Source organism: Polaribacter sp. AHE13PA, assembly GCF_019278505.1.
GTDB lineage: Bacteria > Bacteroidota > Bacteroidia > Flavobacteriales > Flavobacteriaceae > Polaribacter.
Genome location: NZ_CP058985.1, coordinates 1249385 through 1271110, shown reverse-complemented (window position 1 = coordinate 1271110; position 21726 = coordinate 1249385). Strand labels below are relative to the sequence as shown.

At 30.3% G+C, this 21726-nt stretch carries 19 protein-coding genes; 14 read left to right on the top strand and 5 right to left on the bottom strand.

Translation table 11 applies throughout. From position 1 onward, the window contains the following. Positions 1-21: 21 nt before the first annotated feature. Genes H0I28_RS05495 through H0I28_RS05485 form a run of 3 tightly spaced genes read right to left on the bottom strand, consistent with a single transcriptional unit; the run spans position 22 to position 2218 of the window. A complete protein-coding gene (locus tag H0I28_RS05495) occupies positions 22-1065 on the bottom strand; it encodes an L-dopachrome tautomerase-related protein (RefSeq protein WP_218753334.1) in 1044 nt (347 codons plus the stop codon). 51 nt (positions 1066-1116) lie between these two features. Further along, complete coding sequence (locus H0I28_RS05490; RefSeq protein ID WP_218760865.1) at positions 1117-1773, bottom strand: HAD family phosphatase; 657 nt, start codon at positions 1771-1773, stop codon at positions 1117-1119. A gap of 28 nt (positions 1774-1801) precedes the next feature. Next, on the bottom strand, positions 1802-2218 hold the full coding sequence (locus tag H0I28_RS05485) for a thiol-disulfide oxidoreductase DCC family protein (protein ID WP_218760864.1): 417 nt from the start codon (positions 2216-2218) through the stop codon (positions 1802-1804). Positions 2219-2462: 244 nt separating this feature from the next. Here H0I28_RS05485 and H0I28_RS05480 point away from each other — a divergent pair, with 244 nt between their 5' ends. From H0I28_RS05480 to H0I28_RS05420, 13 genes are all read left to right on the top strand, one after another. Further along, positions 2463-3155: an ABC transporter ATP-binding protein gene (locus tag H0I28_RS05480; RefSeq protein ID WP_068452426.1), complete on the top strand. Its 693-nt coding sequence runs from the start codon at positions 2463-2465 to the stop codon at positions 3153-3155. Between the two features lie 2 nt (positions 3156-3157). After that, the gene (locus H0I28_RS05475) at positions 3158-4387 is read left to right on the top strand and encodes an ABC transporter permease (protein ID WP_218730548.1); all 1230 of its coding nucleotides are present in this window, start codon (positions 3158-3160) and stop codon (positions 4385-4387) included. Positions 4388-4389: 2 nt separating this feature from the next. Continuing rightward, a complete protein-coding gene (locus H0I28_RS05470) occupies positions 4390-5610 on the top strand; it encodes an ABC transporter permease (protein ID WP_218730547.1) in 1221 nt (406 codons plus the stop codon). A 35-nt stretch (positions 5611-5645) separates the two neighbouring features. After that, positions 5646-6755: an efflux RND transporter periplasmic adaptor subunit gene (locus H0I28_RS05465; RefSeq protein WP_218730546.1), complete on the top strand. Its 1110-nt coding sequence runs from the start codon at positions 5646-5648 to the stop codon at positions 6753-6755. A 253-nt stretch (positions 6756-7008) separates the two neighbouring features. Beyond that, positions 7009-7569, top strand: coding sequence for an RNA polymerase sigma factor (locus tag H0I28_RS05460; protein WP_218760862.1), 561 nt, complete (start codon positions 7009-7011; stop codon positions 7567-7569). Beyond that, entirely contained in the window at positions 7556-8371 is an 816-nt protein-coding gene (locus H0I28_RS05455; protein WP_218760860.1) for a hypothetical protein, read from the top strand. Before H0I28_RS05460 ends, H0I28_RS05455 begins: the two co-directional genes overlap by 14 nt. Before the next feature lie 102 nt (positions 8372-8473). Further along, positions 8474-9562, top strand: coding sequence for a hypothetical protein (locus H0I28_RS05450; RefSeq protein WP_218760858.1), 1089 nt, complete (start codon positions 8474-8476; stop codon positions 9560-9562). A 206-nt stretch (positions 9563-9768) separates the two neighbouring features. Then, positions 9769-10869 (top strand): alanine dehydrogenase, encoded by a 1101-nt coding sequence (gene ald, locus H0I28_RS05445; protein ID WP_218730540.1) that lies wholly within the window; start codon positions 9769-9771, stop codon positions 10867-10869. 288 nt (positions 10870-11157) lie between these two features. Continuing rightward, positions 11158-11499, top strand: coding sequence for a 30S ribosomal protein S6 (gene rpsF, locus H0I28_RS05440; protein WP_105048729.1), 342 nt, complete (start codon positions 11158-11160; stop codon positions 11497-11499). Between the two features lie 3 nt (positions 11500-11502). After that, a complete protein-coding gene (rpsR, locus tag H0I28_RS05435; protein WP_068452452.1) occupies positions 11503-11799 on the top strand; it encodes a 30S ribosomal protein S18 in 297 nt (98 codons plus the stop codon). A gap of 14 nt (positions 11800-11813) precedes the next feature. Continuing rightward, on the top strand, positions 11814-12260 hold the full coding sequence (rplI, locus tag H0I28_RS05430; RefSeq protein ID WP_166384849.1) for a 50S ribosomal protein L9: 447 nt from the start codon (positions 11814-11816) through the stop codon (positions 12258-12260). 100 nt (positions 12261-12360) lie between these two features. Then, complete coding sequence (locus H0I28_RS05425; protein WP_218753328.1) at positions 12361-15534, top strand: carboxypeptidase regulatory-like domain-containing protein; 3174 nt, start codon at positions 12361-12363, stop codon at positions 15532-15534. A 63-nt stretch (positions 15535-15597) separates the two neighbouring features. Then, positions 15598-16068 (top strand): DUF6495 family protein, encoded by a 471-nt coding sequence (locus tag H0I28_RS05420; RefSeq protein WP_218760856.1) that lies wholly within the window; start codon positions 15598-15600, stop codon positions 16066-16068. Positions 16069-16270: 202 nt separating this feature from the next. Here the strand turns inward: H0I28_RS05420 and H0I28_RS05415 are convergent, their stop codons facing one another. Continuing rightward, positions 16271-17197: a sterol desaturase family protein gene (locus H0I28_RS05415; RefSeq protein ID WP_218730537.1), complete on the bottom strand. Its 927-nt coding sequence runs from the start codon at positions 17195-17197 to the stop codon at positions 16271-16273. Between the two features lie 251 nt (positions 17198-17448). Here H0I28_RS05415 and H0I28_RS05410 point away from each other — a divergent pair, with 251 nt between their 5' ends. Next, positions 17449-19245, top strand: coding sequence for a long-chain fatty acid--CoA ligase (locus H0I28_RS05410; RefSeq protein ID WP_218760854.1), 1797 nt, complete (start codon positions 17449-17451; stop codon positions 19243-19245). Between the two features lie 59 nt (positions 19246-19304). Here the strand turns inward: H0I28_RS05410 and H0I28_RS05405 are convergent, their stop codons facing one another. Further along, positions 19305-21635, bottom strand: coding sequence for a type IA DNA topoisomerase (locus H0I28_RS05405; protein ID WP_218760853.1), 2331 nt, complete (start codon positions 21633-21635; stop codon positions 19305-19307). Positions 21636-21726: the final 91 nt, after the last annotated feature.

The following is a 21726-nucleotide window of genomic DNA, read 5'->3' as shown; positions in this document are numbered from 1 at the left end:
AAGTAAACAGTAAGTTTCTAGCTATTGTTTTGCTCCGTTTATGCTCATTTTATGAATAGTAAATTCCATGTTTATAATATCTTCTTTAACTTCATTAATTCTAGAATTGGTATAGTATAATTCATCGTTATAGATGCTAAATGTATCTGCCCATTTAATTTTTTCACCTTCAGCAAAAACACTTATTTTACCATTAGATATATTAAATTTCATAATCTTGTTACTTTCTAAATCAGCAAGAAATAAAATACCTGATTGATCAAAAATCATTCCATCTGGAGCAGTTGTTTTTGCTATAAGTTTTACATTTTTTTCAATTTTAGTGTTATTACCTTTTAATAAAAATTCAGTAGATATAGCATATAAATTATAACCCGTTAAAGCATGAAAATATAAAATATCATTTTTAGTGTCCAATGCAATTCCGTCTGAATGAACCGTGTTTTTCCATACACTGTTTTTAAAAGTTAAGTGATTGGTTTCTGCAAGTGTTGAGGTATGATTATTTAATACTCTAAAAGAATCTCCAGAATTTATATCAATCACTACAAGTCCCGCATGTCCAGAATCTGTTAAGTATATTTTACCCTTTTTTTTATCAACACGTAAATCGTTTATATAAGAATCTTTTAGAAAACTATCTTCGGATAAAATATAGGTTCTTATCAATTGATTTGTAGAAAGGTTAAAAGCAAAAACTCTAGGATTATCTAATACCCCTTTAAATAATGGGTTACGGGTATCTAAAACATACACAATATTTTCGAATGCAACAACAGATTGTACTGCTACAAATACGCTATCAGACATTGCTGCACCTAATTTCCAACTGTTCCATTTTTGGTTAGGGTAAGCAGTCGAATTTTTATCATCAAGAACTTCAACAACCGAATTTTTAATGTTTTCTCTCCATCTTGGAAAATTAGCGAATATTCTACCTTTATCACTAACAGTTACACCTGTTACTTGTTGCCCTTTAAAAGAAGTGACTTGTTCAATTTGTTTTTTATCAGATTTACAACTCCAAATTCCAAATATGATAAACAGTACTAATATTTTTCTCATTATAATGTTTTAATAAAGTTCTTTCTTACTAATTTGACGATAAATAACGATTTAGATAATTTTATGCAACCTTTTAAAATTATTAACGATAAAATCGGCATTTTTTAAAGATTGATCTTCGGCCATTGGGTTTCTGTAACCAAATACAAAAATACCTGCATCATTGGCTGCTTTAACACCATTATCAGAATCTTCTATAACCACACAGTTTTCCTTTGGTGTATTTCCTAAAGTAGCTGCTTTGTTAAAGATTTCTGGGTTTGGTTTCGATTCCGTTAAATCTGCTCCACTAATTTTAGCTGTAAAATATTTGTTTAAATCAAATCGATTAAAAACTCTATCGATATTGACCATCGCAGAGGAAGATGCTAAAATTAAGGTCAAACCTTTTTTATGACAATGTTTTATTAAATCCTCTACACCTTTTACCAAATGTAATGTTGGGTCATTTTCAAAGAAATTTACATAGCGTTTTCTTTTATTTAAAACCAATTCTTCCGGATCTAAATCTAACTTAAAGTGTGCTACTAATTTCTGAAAAGCATTAATGGTAGACGAACCTGTTAAAGTTTTGTATAAATCGTTAGAAACAGTTACACCAATAGAGGCAAAGGTTTCGTAATACGCTTTTTTATGAATTTCTTCTGAATCTATAATTACGCCATCCATGTCAAAAATGACACATTTTATTTCTTTTGGTACGTTCATTTATATAATTTTTTTCTATTCTTTATTTTTAATCTAAAAATTTCGCATTTAATTCAGGTGTAGGAATCATGCAAGTTTCTTTTTTTCCATACCATTTGTAACGGTTTTTGGCAATATAATCGTAGACATAATTTCTAAATCCTTCTGGCAAAAATAAAAAGATTTGACTTAGACTCCAGATTCCTCCAAAGTCATTCATTATTTTTAAAGCTGCTGTAGATTTTATTTCATAAGAAACACCAGGTTCATACAAAACAATAGAATCAATTTTAGAAATGTCAATTCCTAATTGATTGATGATTTCTTTCCCTTTATCAGACTGTAAGGCTGTAAATAAAAAGGTGTTTTTTGTATCGTATTTTATTACCTTTAAGACAGAATCATTGCATAAATTACAAACTCCATCAAATAAAATAATCTTTTTGTCTTCTGGTAAATCAATCATTTTGCATCTCAAAATTAAAGAAAACAAAGATACTTTATCTTTTTTCGAAACCCATAAAAAAGAACTATGGTTTCTAAAGTAGTTTTCTCTATAATAAAATCTAAATATATCAGCAAAATTAAAAAAAATGTAATTTTCTTGTAACATTTTTTTTAATGAGGCGTCTTATGTTAGTATTCGAGTAAATAGGTCTTTTTTTTAAGGATATTTACTTTTAATATTTTAGCTTAAAATTAACCAACCAATGATTAGAATAGAAAAACTACACAAATCTTATCCGATAGGTAAAGATTCTCTACATGTTTTAAAAGGTATCGATTTACATATAAAAGAAGGCGAATTTGTTTCTATTATGGGATCTTCTGGTTCTGGTAAATCTACTTTATTAAACATTGTTGGTTTATTAGATGAACATGATGAAGGTGATTATTACCTAAACGGACAACTAATAAAGAACTTGAATGAGAAAAAAGCAGCAATTCTTAGAAATAAATTCTTAGGGTTTATTTTTCAATCATTTAACCTTATTTCTTACAAAACTGCTTTAGAAAATGTAGCGCTTCCTTTGTATTATAAAGGAATGGCAAGAAAAGAACGTTTAGAAAAAGCTTTAGAATATTTAGAAAAAGTAGGTTTAAAAGATTGGGCAAACCATTTACCAAACGAACTTTCTGGAGGACAGAAACAGCGTGTAGCAATTGCAAGAGCGTTAGTTACAAAACCAAAAGTTGTTTTAGCAGATGAGCCAACAGGAGCTTTAGACTCTACAACTACAGATTCTGTAATGGATTTATTAAAAGACATTAATAATGAAGGAATGACGGTGTTTGTTATTACGCACGAGGAGGAAGTTGCAGAGCAAACCAAAAGAATTGTACGTTTGAAAGACGGTCTTATTATTAGTGATGAATATACAAATGTATCTAAAACAGTTTAATTATGTTTGATTTAGATCGTTGGAGAGAAATTTTTCAAAGCATTAGTAAAAACAAGTTGCGTTCTGCGTTGTCTGGTTTTACGGTTGCGTTTGCTATTTTACTTTTTACGTTACTTTTTGGTATTGGTAACGGACTTCAAAATACCTTTAAAAATGAATTTGCAAAAGATGCTATGAACTCCATTTATATTTGGAGTAATAACACCACAATAGCTTATAAAGGAAACCAAATAGGCAGAAGAATTCAGTTTAAAAATGATGATTTTACCTATATCAAAGAGAATTTTGGAGATAAAATTCAAACCATAAGTCCAAGAATTCAGAGATCTGAAAATGTTGTTTATAAAGACGAAAAAGATAACTACACCATTAGAGGTGTATATCCAGAATATTACGTGTTAGAATCTGCAGAAGTAACAGAAGGTCGTTTTTTAAATTATAGAGATATACAAGAAAGAGGAAAAGTTGTTGTAATTGGTAGAATGGTAGAAAAAGATTTGTTTGGTCAATTAAGTGCTTTTGGAAAACAAATAAATATAGGAGGAATTATGTATAAAGTTATTGGTGTTTTCTCTGATCCTGGAGGAGATAGTGATGAAAGATATATTTATACACCATTTTCTACAATGCAAAGAATGTATGGTAATAATGATTATGTAGATGAATTTGGAATTACATATAACCCGGATTTAAGTATCGATGAAGCCATTGCATTTAGTAGTAAATTACACCGAGAATTAAAGAAAAGACACAATGTTTCGCCTAACGACCAAAGAGGAATTGGCTTAGATAACTACGCAACAAATAATAAAGAAGTATCTGGGATGATGTTTGGCTTAAGCATTTTAATTCTAGTAATTGGTTTTGGAACCCTAATAGCTGGAGTTGTAGGTATTAGTAATATTATGGTGTACATCGTTAAAGAAAGAACTAAAGAATTAGGAATAAGAAAAGCAGTTGGCGCAACACCAAGTATGATTGTTGCCATGATAATGCAAGAAGCTGTTTTTATTACGGCAATATCTGGTTATTCAGGTTTACTACTGGGAATAGGGATTTTAGAAATTGCTGGACCAAGTTTAGAAAAATACTTTATTTTAAATCCAAGTGTTTCTCAACCTGTAGTTATTGGAGCAACCCTAACACTAGTTTGTGCAGGTTTAATTGCAGGATATTTACCAGCCAAAAAAGCAGCAAAAATTAAACCCGTGGTAGCATTAAATTCAGATTAATTATGAGATTTTTATTTGAAAAAGATACTTGGCAAGAAATTTACGGTAGTATTCGAAAGAATAAAACTAGAACTGCAATCACCATTTTTGGGGCATTTTGGGGAATTCTATTACTGGTAGGTTTATTAGGTGCAGCCAAAGGAATAGAAAATAGTTTTAATAGCATGTTTGGTAATTTTGCTACTAACAGTGTTTTTATGTCTGGGAGTAGAACTTCAATGCCTTTTAAAGGTTTTCAAGAAGGACGCCAAATTAGTTTAAGATTAAGTGATGTAGATAAAATTCGTTCAGAAATAGAAGGTATTCAGTTTGTAGTGCCAAGAAATGCAACTGGCGGACAAGTGGTTCATGGTCTAAAGACTGGTAATTTCACCATTTTTGGAGATTTTCCTTTAATAGATGAAGTTCAAAAAAAGAACTTGATAGAAGGTCGATTTATCAATCAAAATGACATGGACGGAAACAAAAAGGTTTGTGTTATTAGTGAAGGTGTTTATAAAGAATTATTTGATAGAAATGAAGAGGCTATAGGTGTTTATATAAAAGTAAGTGGCATCAATTATAAAGTAGTTGGGGTTTATGAAACAAGTCAGTTTGAAGGGAAAAACAACATCCACATTCCTTTTAGTACCTTTAAATTAGTTTATAATAAAGGAGATAAATTCGAATGGATGGTTGTAACCGGAAAAGAAGAGTTTGATATTGTTCAATTAGAATCTGATGTAAAATTATTATTGAAAAATTTACATAAAATTCACCCAGATGATAACAGAGCATTTAGAGGATTTAATTTAGGAGAACGTATAAAACAAGTTACAGGTTTTTTAACAGGTATGCAGTTTTTAACATGGTTTGTAGGTATTGCAACCTTAATAGCTGGTGTTTTTGCAATTGGTAATATTTTATTGATTACTGTTAAAGAAAGAACAAAAGAAATAGGAATTAGAAGAGCTTTAGGGGCAACGCCAAATAAAGTAAGACAACAAATTATATTAGAATCGTTATTTTTAACACTGTTGGCGGGTTCTTTAGGAATCATTGCTGGTGGATTAGTTTTAATGTTATTAGATAATTTTGTAGAATTTCTTGTAAATCCTACAGTAGATATTCCTATTGTTTTAATAGCATATGCAGTATTAGTATTTTTAGGAACATTAATAGGCTTTATACCTGCGTATATGGCAACGATAGTGAAACCAATAGACGCATTAAGAGAAGAATAAAAAAAAATCAACTAACAAGAATAAATAGAAGATAAATGAAAAAAGTAATCATTTTTGGAGGAATAGCTGTTGCATTAATAGCAGTACTAATTTGGTTTGGTAAAAAGAACAGTGCATCACCGATAGAGTACAAAACAGAAAAAGCTTTTAAAGCAACAATTGTTAAAAAAAGTGTTGCTACTGGTAAAGTTACTCCGTTAGAGGAAGTAGAGATAAAACCGCAAATAGCAGGTATTATAGATAAAATTGTTGTGGAAGAAGGCGCAATTGTAAAAGCAGGAGATTTGTTAGCAACAGTAAGAGTTGTACCAAACGAACAGTCTTTAACAAGTGCAAAAGGGCGTATTAATTCTGTTCAAATTCAATTGAACAATACAAAAGTACAATACGACAGAAATAAAAAATTATTTGATAAAGGAGTTATTTCTCGTCAAGAATTTGAGTCTTTAGAACTTTCATATAATCAAGCAAAAAACGATTTACGTAACGCACAAAATGATTATCAGATTATTAAAAAAGGATCTGCAGGTTCTTCTGGTGCAAATACAAATATTAGAGCAACAACTTCTGGTATGGTGGTAGAAATTCCTGTTAAAAAAGGATATCAGGTTGTAGAAACAAATGGATTTAGTGCAGGTACCACAATTGCTACGATTGCAGATATGACTAAAATGATTTTTGAAGGAAAGGTAGATGAATCTGAAGTTGGTAAATTGGTAAAAGGAACAGAAATAGAAATTTCTCTAGGAGCTATCGAAAACAAGAAGTTTCCAGCAGTTTTAAACTTTATTGCACCAAAAGGAACAGAAGAAGCAGGAGCAGTTCAATTTAAAATTAAAGCTGATGTTTCTTTAGATGATGAGCATTTTATTAGAGCTGGTTACAGTGCAAATGCAGAAATTGTATTAGAAAGAAAAGACAGTGTTTTATCTATTAAAGAATCTTTATTACAGTTTGATAGAAAAACGGAATTGCCTTATGTAGAAATTAAAAATGCAGAAGGAACATTTGATAAGAAAGATGTAAAATTAGGAACGTCAGACGGTGTAAATGTTGAGATTTTAGAAGGAGTTACCAAAGATGATGATATTAAAATTTGGAATCAAACTTCTAAAGAAGATGATAAAGACAATAACAATAATTAAGAATTTTTAATATTCTATTTAAAAAAAGGGGCTCAGTTTTGAGTCCCTTTTTTTATTTCTAGTAATTAAGAATGAATAATAATGTTCTTAATTTTATTAAAAATAAAATAATTTATTTTCATTTATTATTTGGAAAACAAGGGGTTTAAGTTTGGTTTGTGGGGTAAATAATTTTTTTTTTTATCTTCAAGCAACCTTTTTAAGACTTCTGTAGTCTATATATTTGTAAGGCAGTTAAAACGAAACGAGAGGCTTGAAAATTATAAAATTACATAACAAAGAGAAATCGTTAATTAAAAAAGCGATAGACAACAATAGGGAAGCGCAACAACAATTGTTTGAGCAATATTCTCCTAAAATGTTGGGAGTTTGTAGGCAATATGTAAAAGATATGCATCATGCAGAAGATTTATTATTACAAGGTTTTTTTAAGGTTTTTACCAACTTACACAAGTTTAAACACGAAGGTAGTTTTGAAGGTTGGATTCGCAGAATTATGGTGAATACTTGTATTTCTTATCTCCGTAAAAAGAATTTAATTGATTTATCAGACGAAGATTATATCTTTAATGATGCAGCTACAGAAAGTTTAGAAAACACGTCTGTAGAAGATATTCAGAAATTGATAGATCAATTGCCAGAAGGTTACAAAATGGTGTTTAATTTATATGCCATAGAAGGGTATAAACATTCAGAAATTGCAGAGAAATTAAATGTTTCAGAAAGTACCTCTAAATCGCAATTATTTAAAGCACGTAAATTATTGCAACAGAATTATTACAAAATGAATACAGTGAGTAATGGAGACAAATAATATAGATAAAAACATAAAAAACAAGTTTCAAAATAGAACGATCAATCCATCGGCTTCTGCTTGGGAACGTTTGTCTACACAATTAGACGAGCAACCAAAAGCGAAGAAAAAAGGGTGGTTTTTTTATGTAGGAGCTGCGGCAAGTATTTTATTGTTAGTTAGTGTTGGTTTTCTGTTTTTCAATAAAAATGAAGATGTTAAACCATTAGAAATTATTGTTGAAAACCCAATAGATACGATTACAATTGATGCAAAAATAGATCAATTTATAAAAGAAATTCCTGCAGAAGAAGCAATTGTTAAGATTGATAAAGTAGAAGAGAAGCAAGTGGAGATTTCTAATAAAAATAAAGTTACAAAGGAGGAATCTAAAAAATCAATCAATAATTCTATAGTTGCAAATAACAAAAACAATGTAATTCCGACAACGGAGGAAGTTATCGAAACAGTGGTAGCAGTATCTGAAGATAATCCGACGAAGGAGAAAACAATAAATAAAGAAACCTTAAAACAAGACCCTAATGGTAGCATAAAAATTAATAGTGATGATTTGTTATTCGCGGTAACACATTCGTCTACAGAAGTAAAGGAGTATTATGCAAAACTAAATTTAACTAGAGAAGATGTTTTAAGTACGATTAAAAATGAGCTTAAAAACTCTAATATTAAAGTGAGTCCAGAAGCTATTTTGGCTGAAGTAGAACGCACTATTGGAGAAGAAGATTTTCAGAATAATTTCTTACAATCTTTAAAGAAAAGAGTAACAGATATTGCAACTGCTATTGCAAGTAGAAACAACTAAGTTAAATCACTTTTTGTTGCAGTAAAATTAAAAGACGTTTTAATTGAAACTAGTTTATGAAAGGATTTTATCAAGCAAAAACAATTTTTTAAAACATACAAGATGAAAAGAATACTACTAATATTAGTGTTGTTTAGTACAACTATTGCCGTATCTCAAGAAACAACTTTTGAGAAAGAAGTAAATAAAATATCTAAAAGGATAGAGCACATTACAGCAAATCAAAAAGATTCTTTACGAATAAAAGTGATTGCTATTGATGAAAGGCTAGAAAAAGGAGAAATTACAAAAGTAACTTCTAACACTTTAAAGAAAGAGGTTGCTTCTTATCATGCTAGAAGAATTGAAAAGTTAATAGGAGAACAAGAGCGTTTGTTGCAATTATTGGTGCAAGATAAAACCAATGGTAGAATAGCGAGTTCAGATGAAGATAGTGAGTTTGATGATGACAATAATACGTTTACTGTTGGAAAGAAAACATTTTCATTTAACTTAAATAATGATGATAAAAGTGAAAGAATAGAAAAGAGAAAAAGAAAAATGAATAGAAAAACTACATCTCAGTTTGTGTTTTCTATGGGGGTTAATAATGTATTAAATGACCATGAAGTATCTTCTTTAAATGATTCTGATTATAAATTCTGGCAGTCTCATTTTTATGAGTTAGGCTGGACGTGGAAAACAAGATTTACTAAAGAACCTTCTAAATTGTACTTTAAATACGGACTTTCTTTTCTTTGGAATAACTTACGTTTAGATAATAATAGTATCCATGTAAAAGATGGCGATATGACAGAAGTTCAGGTCTTTGATAATAAATTATCAGAAAGCAGATTGCGTCATGTACAAATGAATTTTCCGATGCATGTAGAGTGGGATTTTTCTAAAAATAAGACGGATAAAGATGGTTTTGTAAAAGATAGAACAAACAGATCGGTTCGTTTAGGTCTTGGAGGTTTTGTTGGTTTTAAATTAGGAACAAGACAGTATTTAGAATACAAAGATGAAAACAATGTTGAAGTTGAAGAAGTGCAATTCAATAATTTTAATATGAATACTGTTAACTATGGATTAAGTGCTTATGTAGGTTATAGATCTACTAGTTTTTATGTGAAATATGATTTGAACCCATTGTTTAAAAATACCGAAACTAGAAACATTTCTATGGGAATTCGTTTAGATTTAGATTAAATCGTTAAAGATAATATTACTGTCGTCAATTTTTTGTGAGTTTTATTGAGTATTTGATAATTTTAATGAATAGAATTTTGGTTTAAATCATTTTAAAATAATAAAAAATAGGACATCAGTAAAAATAACAATTTTTATTTTTTTTGTTAAAATACAAACAAAAAGACTGTAAATTTACTTGCTTAAAACATCTAAATTAAGCAATAATGAAAGTTGGAATTCCTAAAGAAATTAAGAATAACGAAAGTAGAGTTGGTATGACACCTGCAGGTGTTTTTGAGTTGACGAAAAAAAATCATACTGTTTACGTACAGTCAACAGCAGGAGAAGGAAGTGGTTTCTTTGATGCAGATTACATTAAGGTAGGAGCAACTATTTTACCTACCATAGAAGAAGTTTACAGCCAAAGTGAAATGATTGTAAAGGTTAAAGAACCAATTGCTTCGGAATACCCTTTAATTAAAGAAAATCAAATTGTTTTTACGTATTTTCATTTTGCATCGTGCGAACCTTTAACAAACGCAATGATAGAAAGTAAATCTATTTGTATTGCTTATGAAACGGTAGAAGATAGTGAAGGAACTTTACCCTTATTGACACCAATGTCTGAAGTTGCAGGAAGAATGGCAATTCAGCAAGGTGCTAAGTATTTAGAAAAACCAATTAAAGGACGTGGTATTTTATTAGGTGGTGTACCAGGTGTTGCTCCAGGAAAAGTATTAATTTTAGGAGCAGGAGTTGTTGGAGTACAAGCAGCAAAAATGGCAGCAGGTTTAGGTGCTCATGTAACTATTATGGATATTAATATGAAACGTTTACGTTATGTAAATGATGTATTACCAAACCATGTTACAACAGCTTTTTCAAGTGAATATAGTATTAGACAATTAATTAAAACACACGATTTAATTATTGGAGGTGTTTTAGTAAAAGGAGGAAAGGCTCCAAAATTAATTACTAAAGACATGCTTAAAGACATGCGACCAGGAACTGTTATAGTAGATGTTGCTGTAGATCAGGGTGGATGTTTTGAAACTACAAAAGCAACAACACACGAAGATCCTACTTATATTATAGATGATGTAGTACATTATTGTGTGGCAAATATGCCAGGAGCTGTACCTTATACTTCTACAATTGCATTAACAAATGTAACATTGCCATATATTTTAAATATCGCAAACAAAGGATGGGAAGAAGCGTGTGCTACAGATGTATCTCTAGAAAAAGGATTAAATATTATAAAAGGAAAAATTGTTTATAAAGAAATTAGCGAAGCTTTTCATTTAGAGGCTTTTGAAGTCTAATTTTAACTAGAATATTTTTGATAAACCTCTGGTGTTGTTTTGTGTTTCAACCTAGAGGTTTTATCAACCTTTTTTGTTAATTACACTTTTATAAATAAAAATTTAATTCTTTAGAAATATATCTAAGAATTTTACTTTTGATGTAAAGAAATAGAAGTATCTACATTTTTTTACCTAGAATTTTCCACTTTTACTTAAAGTTGATAAGAATAACTGTTATATATAACGCTAGTTATAAAAAAGTTATTATATTTGCAGCCTTAAAAATAAACAATAAATATTTAATTTATGAATCATTACGAAACTGTTTTCATTTTGAATCCCGTTTTATCTGATACTCAGATAAAGGAGACAGTACAAAAATTCGAAGATTATTTAGTTTCCAAAGGAGCTGAAATGATCTCAAAAGAGAATTGGGGCTTAAAGAAATTAGCATATCCAATCCAAAAGAAAAAAAGTGGTTTTTATCACTTATTTGAGTTTAAAATTGCTGGAGAAGAAATCTCTGCATATGAGTTAGAATTTAGAAGAGATGATAGCGTTATGCGTTACCTAACTGTTAAATTAGACAAACATGCAGCTGCTTGGGCAAAAATTAGAACTGAACGTGTTAAATCTACAAAAAAATAAGAAATGGCATCAATAGAACAACAAGCAAAAGGCGGTAAATCTGCTGACGTTAGATATTTAACGCCGTTAGATATAGACACTAAAAAAGAAGCTAAATACTGTAGATTTAAGAAAAAAGATATCAAGTATATCGATTTTAAAGATGCAGACTTCTTAATGTATTTAGTAAACGAACAAGGTAAAATTTTACCAAGACGTTTAACAGGAACTTCATTAAAATATCAACGTAAAGTTGCGCAAGCAATTAAAAGAGCGCGTCATTTAGCGTTAATGCCTTACGTTGGAGATATGTTAAAATAATAAAGAGGTAGAACATGGAATTGATATTAAGACAAGACGTAGAAAATTTAGGATTTAAAGATGATATCGTAGACGTGAAAAACGGTTATGGTAGAAACTTCTTAATCCCTACAAGACAAGCAGTTTTAGCTACTTCATCTGCAAAGAAAGTTTTAGCAGAGAATTTAAAACAACGTGCTTACAAAGAAGCTAAATTAATTGAAGACGCTAATGTAATAGCAGAAGCAGTTAAAGGATATGAAATTAAAATTGCATCTAAAGTTGGTTCAGGAGACAAATTATTTGGTTCTGTAAACAACATCGATTTAGCTGCAGCACTTGCAAAAGCAGGAACAGACTTAGATAAGAAATTTATTAAAGTTGTTGGTGGTTCTGTAAAAAGATTAGGTAAATATGAAGCTTCTGTAAGATTACACAGAGCAGTAGTTGCTGAAATTTCTTTTGAAGTTATTGCTGAATAAATAACAATTGTTAAATAATTGTTAAGAACTAAAAGTCTACTTTAACGAGTAGACTTTTTTTTTGCTTTATTTTTGGTTATATAAACTTAAATCCAAAAACATGAAGCAAAAATTATTTTTTTTATGTTCATTTATTTTAATGTTTAGTTTTGTTGCAAACGCACAAACAACAACATCAAAAATTAACGGAACTATTACGGACAATTCTGGAGAACCATTATTCGGAGCAACTATTGTTGCTTTGCATACTCCTACAGGTACTGTATCTGGTACAACAGCACAAGATAATGGTAGATACGCGCTATCTAACTTAAGAATTGGAGGTCCTTATACGATTACAATTAGTTATCTAGGTTTTAAATCTAATAAGATAACAAATATCTTTTTAACCTTAGGTAAAACCTCAAATATTGATGTTGTTTTATCCGAAGACAGTAATACTTTAGAAGAAGTTGTAATTAGCTCTGGTAAAAATGCTGTTTTTAATAACGATAGAACAGGAGCGCAAACCAGTATTAGAACTAAAGATTTAAAGATATTGCCAACGATATCTAGATCGGCATCAGATTTTACACGTTTAGACCCTTCTGCTTCAGGTGGATCTTTTGGGGGAAGAAATGACCAATTTAATAACTTTACATTAGATGGTTCTATATTTAACAATCCATTTGGTTTAGATGCAGCAACACCTGGTGGGCAAACAGCTTCTCAACCAGTATCTTTAGATGCGATTGAGCAAATTTCTGTTTCTACTGCACCTTATGATGTTACTTTATCTGGTTTTACAGGTGCTTCTGTAAATGCAGTAACCAAAAGTGGAACAAACACAGTAACAGGAACTGCTTACGGATATTACAGAAATCAAGATTTTACAGGAGGTAAAATTAAAGGAGAAAGTATTTTTGTTCCTAAATTATCACAATCTCAAGTAGGAGCTAGTGTAGGCGCACCGATTATAAAAGATAAATTATTTGTTTTTATAAATTTCGAAAAAGACAATAGATCAGATTTAGGTCAGTCTTGGTTACCAAACACAGGCTCGGGAGCTATTAATGAGTCTAGAGTTTTAAAATCAGATTTAGATGAAGTTCAAAGCGCATTAGCAGGTATTGGTTACAGTACCGGTGCTTATGAAGGTTTTACCCATGACTCTAACAGTACGAAAGGGTTATTTAAGTTAGATTGGAATATCACCAAAGACAATCGTTTATCATTTGTCTATAATTTTTTAAATGCCTCTAGAGATTTGCCAGCGCATCCAACAGCGCTAGGTTTTAGAGGTCCAAGTTCTCAAATGTTACAATTCGAAAATTCTGGATACCAAATTAATAATAATTTAAATTCTTTTTTACTTGAATTAAATTCTACTGTTACAGATAATATAACAAACAAGTTTCAAGCAGGATATACACATTTCGATGATTTTAGAAGCCCTAAATCAGCACCTATGCCAGCATTTAGAATTCAAGATGGTAACGGAGGGAATTATATAATTTCAGGTCATGAACCTTTTTCAATTAACAATACATTAGATCAAAAAGTTTTTCAAATTACAAATAACTTAAATATCAGTAATGGGGACCATAACTATACAATTGGTTTTTCTTTTGAAAAATTTGAATTTGAGAATTCGTTTAATTTAGGAGCATATGGTTTTGGAGATGCAAGAGGTTATGTTGGTGCATTTGGTGGAGATTTTGCCAATATGGATGCCTTTAGAACAGGAGTTTCTAATGGTCTTTTAGCTGATGCTATGGCTGCTGCTCAAAGCACATTTACAACTAATAACGCCAATGATTCTTGGGCGTTAGCAGAAACAAATGTTGGTCAGTTTGCTTTTTACGTACAAGATGATTGGAATATAAACGATAATTTTAAATTATCATATGGTGTTCGTTTTGATAAACCTTTATTTTTTAATTCTGCAGATAAAGCACAAGATGTTATAGATAAAAGTTTTTACTTACCTAATAATCCATACACAGATCCTTCTACAGGAGAAACAGTATTATTTGATTCTACTAAAATGCCAAATAATAACTTCTTAGTTTCACCAAGAATTGGTTTTAACTGGGATGTAAATGGAGATAACTCTTTACAATTACGTGGTGGTTCTGGCTTATTTACAGGTCGTTTTCCTTTTGTTTGGTTAGGTAACCAAATAGCAAATCCTAATGTATATTTCTATCAAGTAGTAGATCCAGATTTTAAATTTCCACAAGTTTGGAGAACAAGTTTAGGAGCAGATGTAAAATTAAAAGATGGTACTATTTTAACTACAGACCTTTCTTATACAAAAGACATTAATGGAGCACATGTACAAAACTGGGGGTTAAAAACACCAACCGGAACTTTAGCAGGAGGAATAGACAACAGATTAGTATACACAGATACAGATAGAAGTCCTAATTGGGGAGGTCCAAATGATAAATCAAATGCTTACGTATTTACCAACTCTGATAAAGGAAGAACTTTAAATGCATCCTTAAAAGCACAGAGAAATTTTGATAATGGATTGTATTTAATGGCAGCTTATAATTACTTAAATTCTAAAGATGTAAACTCTATTGAAGCAGAAATAACTGGAGATGCTTTCGATTTTAATCCAGTTTTATCTAATGCAAATGATGCAACATTAGCACATTCTAAATATGGAGATACACATCGTTTTATTGCGGTAGCTTCTAAATCTTGGAATTATGGAACAAATGATAAATGGACAACCACAATTTCTTCTTTCTATGAATTGGCAAAAGGAGGTCGTTTTAACTACACATACGCAGGCGATCTTAATAATGATGGTTCTAACTTAAATGATTTAATTTACATACCAACAGACAGCGAAATAGATGCAATGACATTTAAAGCACCAGTAAATACTGGAGACTTATCTATTCAAGATCAAAAAGATGGCTTAAGAAATTATATCAATCAAGATGATTATTTAAGTGATAGACAGGGAGAATATGCAGAACGTTATGGAGCATTATCACCTTGGAGAGGAAAAATGGATGTAAAATTTATTCAGAATTTAAAATTAGGAAACAATAATTCTTTAGAGTTTACTATAGATATTTTAAACTTTGGTAACTTATTAAACTCAAACTGGGGCTTAGTGCAACAACCAGATGCAGTACAGTTATTAGGTGTTACTGTAGATAATACAGGTTTACCAACCTATAGTTTTAATTCAGACTTAAAAGAAACTTTTGTATATAATTCTACGTTACTTTCTAGATGGCAAGCACAAGTTGGTTTAAGATATTCTTTCTAAATCAATAAAGAATTCAGATATTTGAACCGCCCATAATTGGGCGGTTTTTTTTTACCATAAATTATGAAATATAGACAACTTACCAAAGAACAATTCGAAAGCTTACACGAAGATTTTGCCCGTTTTTTAGCAACCCAAAGTATAGACGTTAAAGAATGGAATCAAATAAAAGAAGAAACACCAGAAGTTGCAGAAGAGGAGATGAATGTTTTTTCTGATGTTGTTTGGGATAATGTGCTAACAAAAACAAATTACGTAGAACATTTTTCTAAAACCTCTGTAAACCTGTTTAAGTGTGATGCAGAAGAAATACATAGAATTGCTATTAAAATTACTTGGGATATTAATTTATTAGAGCAAAAAGGATTTGAATGGTTGATGCAAAACCCTATGGATAATTCTGTAGAGATTTTTAAAGGCACAAAGCCTTATAATAAAGAGGACCGAAATAGCGAAATTTTCGATTTAATAGAAAAAGGAAGTTCTATTTCTAAAGGAGAGATTTTTGAGTTTTTTAGTCAAATAACTTCTTAGTTTTATAGAAGCTATTTCCTCTTTGGAATTTATCTTGAGCGAAGTAGAAAGACGGCATCTTTTTCGTGCCTCAAAAAGTATGATGTTTTAGTTAGGGCTAAGTTTAATTGCCTATTAACTGATTTAACTAAAAAAGGAATCTCAAATTTATTTTGAGATTCCTTTTTTTTTTAGTTGAAAAGTTTTACTTTTTAAACAAATATTATTCTTCTTGTAAAGCCTTACGGGCTTGTTTAATGGTTAGTGTACTTCCATCATGACTCCAACCTGGTGCGGCAAATGCATACATAAATTTATGATACCAGTTTTTAGATTTTTTCATATCATTCCAAATATCTTTATATTCATGTGTTAGAATAACAAATGGATTATAAGAATTTGGTGGATGCGTAACACCATATTTGATGTCAATATTTTCGTCGAATTCTTTAAAAGTACCAAACATTTTATCAAAAGTATTTAAAAATCCACCATGATTTTTATCCATATACTCAAAATTTTGAGCATGATGCACTTGGTGCATGGTATGCGTATTTAATATTTTATCTAAGAAGCCTAATTTACCAATGTAAACGGTATGTAATTGAAATTGCCACAAAGCCTCTATACCTAAACAAACTACTAACATTTCTGGAGGAAAACCAATAGCAACAATCCAAACATAAAAGAAAGGTTTGTAAAGAATGGTAAACCATCCGTTTCTAACGGCAGTTCCTAAATTAAAGTTGTCGGAAGAATGGTGTACAATATGTGCCGCCCATAAAAAACGAACATTATGATTTTGTCTGTGAAACCAATAATAACTAAAATCGTCTAATACCTGACAAATAAGCCAAATATACCAAGCATAACCAAAAGATTCGTACCCCATAATATTTGTACGAACTCCATCAACTAAAGGGTTGAATATTTCATAGACAAAACTAAAAAGTACAATTGCCGCGATTGTTTTTGTTAAAGGAGCTAGAATAGCAGAACCAATACCCATGGTAAGGCTAGCTGCTAAATCTTTCCATTTATAAATTTTCTTCTTTTCTTCTTTTTTATTGTGCTTACTATATGTTAATTCGACTAAAATAAGTGCTAAGAAACATGGTACACCATATACTAGTGGGTTTGTAAAATCCATTTACTTTTTTAAAATTTTTGATAAAACTAAGGTAAAATATGGAAACAGCTATAGGTTTTATCATTAGTTATTGTTAAAAATATAATAAAAAGTTTAAAAAGGAAAATATTAATTTTTAATATGTAAAAATTTAATAAAAAAAATGAAATTATAAACTGGTTTTGTATTTCATTAACATTAATATATGTACAAGTCATTGAAATATTCGTAAATTTGATGGTTATAAAATCCTTATTTAAAATAATCGAAAGATGAATTATAAACATTTACTAAAAGTAATTAAAGATAACACTAGTCGATTTACAACTAAAGAAGCAGTTTTTTATAAAGATGAAGCTTCAAAAAATTGGAAAGGTATTTCTTGGGATTCTTTTTATTTTCAAATTCAACAAGTTTCTAAAGCTTTAATCAATTTCGGAATTAAAGAACAGGACAATATTGGTGTTTTTGCTCAAAATATGACCGAGTGGATTATAGCAGATTTAGGGATTATGGGAGTAAGAGCCGTAACGATTCCTATTTACGCAACAAACTCTCAAAAGGAAGTTGAATACGTTGTAAATGATGCAGAAATTAGTGTGTTGTTTGTTGGTGATCAAGAAGAGTTTGATAAAGTAGAATTAATATCTGAAAATAATAAATATCTAAAATTAATAGTAGCCTTAACATGTACTGTAGATTTAAGAGGTCATAAAAACGCTGTTTATTTTACTGATTTTATAAATGCAGAATTTCCAAAAAGCATTGAAACAGTTTTAGAAAAGCGTCATTTAGATTCTAAATTAGATGATTTAGCAAGTATTATTTATACTTCAGGTACAACAGGAGAACCTAAAGGTGTAATGTTAGATCATAATAATTTTGCATCCTCATTAAAAGCACATGAAGCAGAATTAGATGTGGATGAAAATGATGTTTCTTTAAGTTTTTTACCATTAAGTCATATTTATGAACGTAGTTGGGTGTTTTTCTGTTTACAACAAGGAATTCAGGTTTATTTTAATCAAGACCCTAAAAAAATAGCAGATGTTTTAAAAGAAGTAAAACCAACATTAATGTGTACGGTTCCTAGAATCTTTGAGAAAATTTTTGCTGCTATTCAAGAAAAAAGAAAAGAAGCTTCACCTACTAAAATGAAATTAGCAAGTTGGGCATTAGGGGTTGGAAATAAATACCATAATAAGTATCAGCGTCTTGATAAAAAAGTACCAGCTATATTACAGCTAAAATATAAAATAGCAGATAAATTGGTGCTTAGTAAATTACGTGATGTCTTTGGTGGAAATATAAAATTTATGCCTTGTGGCGGAGCACCTTTAGTGCCAGACATGGTTTCGTTTTTTCATTCTTTTGCATTAAATATAAAATGTGGATATGGTTTAACAGAAACAACTGCTACCGTTACGTTATTCGGAAATCAGTTTTTTGAATTTAATTCTGCAGGTAAGCCAATTTCTGGAACTGAAATTAAAATTGGCGCTAATGATGAAGTTTTGGTAAAAGGTCCTGGTGTTATGAAAGGATATTATAAAAAACCGGAAGCTACTGCTGAAGTTTTTGATAATGGTTGGTTTAAAACAGGCGATGCAGGAAAAATTGATGAATTAGGAAACTTAGTAATTACTGATAGGATTAAAGATTTAATGAAAACTTCTGGAGGTAAATATATTGCTCCTCAAAAACTTGAAATGGCTTTAGTTAGTGATTCTTTTATTGAGCAAATTGCAGTAATAGGAGATCAACAAAAGTATGTTACAGCTTTGGCTGTACCAAGTTTCGAGAATATTAAAAAATATGCTGAAGAGCATAAAATTAGTTTTAAAGATATAGAAGATTTGATTGCTAACAATCAAATTAAAACGATGTTAGAAAAACGTTTTGAAGAATTACAAAAAGAGTTTTCTAAGTTTGAAAAAATTAAGAAATTTACTTTATTACCGAAAGAGTTTAGTATTGAAGCCGGAGAAATTACAGCAACTTTAAAATTAAAACGTAAAGTAATTTATAAAAAATATAAAGCACTTATTGATAAAATGTATGCTGAGTAAGTAGTGTTTTACTTATTGGCCGTATAAAGCGCATTTCGAAATTATAAATCGTTTAAAATTTAAGCACTTATAATTTTTATAACCAAATCTTTAGTCAATGGTTTTCCATTGGCTATTTTTTTGATGTTTTCAAAGGAGAAAACGAAATCACATCCATTTTTATAATTAGAACAACCATACGCCGTTTTTCCTTTTAAAATTGTTCCTTGCTTACATTTTGGACACGTAATTTTATCCGAACTCTTTTCGACAGAGTTAGAAGTGACTACTTTTTGTTTGGGTTCTAATTTCAATTTAAAGTCATCATCAAAACGTATTAATCCTTCAATAGCACCTGCATCTGTTTTAAAACCTTTTAAATTGGTGGTGCAACCTTTATCAACCAATCGTATTAATTGATTTTCAGAAACCTTTTTTCCGTAAATTTCAAAAGGAATTTTTAAATCACAATTGTTTTTATATTCAGAACACCCAAAGGCAGAAGAACCTTTTAAGAGTTGTCCTTTTTTACATTTCGGGCAAGTTTTTCCTGCTACTTGTTTTTTTGTTGATTTTTTACTCTTTGATTTAGAAGAGCTATCAACTGCATTCGAACTGACAGGTGGAGTAGAAGTAATTCGTTTTTTAGTAGTGTTAGAACGAACCTCATAGACCAATTGATCTACCATTTTTTTCATGTTATTAATAAAAGTTCCTGCATTGAATTCTCCTCGTTCAATTTCTTTTAAACGTTTTTCCCAACGTCCTGTTAACTCAGCAGATTTCAATAATTCGTTGTCAATAATATTAATTAAATCAATTCCTGTTTGTGTTGGTAAAACCAATTTTTTCTTACGTTCAATATATTTTCTTCGGAATAAAGTCTCTATAATACTTGCTCTTGTAGAAGGTCTTCCAATTCCATTTTCTTTCATTAATTCACGTAAATTTTCATCATCTACTTGTTTACCTGCGGTTTCCATGGCACGTAATAAACTAGCTTCTGTAAAATTTCTTGGTGGTTTTGTTTCCTTCTCTAAAAACGAAGGTTCATGAGCTCCTTTTTCTCCTTTTACAAAAGAAGGCAAGGTCATTTGCTCGTTTAATTCTTTCTTAATTTTGCTTTCTTCTGTTTCAAAAGCAACTCGCCAACCTTTGGTTAAAATTTCTTTTCCGGTTGTTTTAAAAGGTACTTCTGCAGCTTTCCCAATTACAGAGGTATTAGAAACGTCAGAATCTGGATAAAACACCCCAATAAACCTACGGGTAATAATATCGTACACCTGTTGCTGATTGTATTGCAAATTCCCTTGGATTCCTGTAGGAATAATAGCATGGTGATCTGTTACTTTTTTATCATCAAAAACACGTTTTGATTTCTTTATTTTACTACCTAAAAGAGGTTGTGTTAATTCGCTGTAGTTTGTTAACTTAGATAAAATTCCGCCAATTTTAGGATATACGTCATTTGGTAAAAAAGTGGTATCAACTCTTGGGTAGGTAACAACTTTCATCTCATATAGCTTCTGAACCATTTTTAAAGTTTCATCCGCAGAAAAGCCAAATTTATTATTACAATATACTTGCAAGCCTGTTAAATCAAAAAGTTTAGGAGCGTATTCTTTTCCTTTCTTTTTGGTTACAGAAACAATTTCAAAGTCAGATTCTTTTACTTTATTCGCTAAAACTTCACCATCTTCTTGTTTTAGAAAACGACCATCTTCATAATTAAAAAGTGTATTTCTGTATTTTGTTTGTAATTCCCAATAAGGTTGTGGTTTAAAATCTCTAATTTCAAAAAAACGATTAACCAACATCGCTAGGGTAGGAGTTTGCACTCTACCAACAGATAATACTTGTTTGAATCCACCAAACTTTACGGTATACAAACGCGTTGCATTTAAGCCTAAAAGCCAATCTCCAATAGCTCTAGAATATCCTGCATAATATAAATTATCATATTTCTCTGCAGGCTTTAAGTTTTTAAAACCTTCTTTTATAGCTTCTTCTGTTAAGGATGAAATCCATAAACGCTGAACTTCTCCTTTATAACCAGCCTGATTAATTACCCAACGCTGAATTAATTCTCCTTCTGTCCCGGCATCCCCACAATTGATGACAACCGTTGCTTTATCAAATAAAGCTTTTACAATATTGTATTGTTTCCTAATTCCTGCATCGCCTGTAACTTTGGTATCAAAACGTTCTGGAAGCATTGGTAAATTATTCAAATCCCAACTTTTCCAATGCGGTTTGTAATCTTTAGGTTCTAAAAGTGTGCATAGATGTCCGAATGTATAGGTTACCGCATAACCGTTTCCTTCATAGTAACCATCACGTTTTGAGTTGGCTCCTAGAATATTAGCAATTTCTCTTGCTACAGATGGTTTTTCGGCAATACAGACTTTCATTTGTGTTTTTTGTGAATTCGAAATTAAGAAAATTATTAAGAATACTGATTCGTTTTTTTGAAAGAAAATAGAAAATTAAAAATGAAGATAG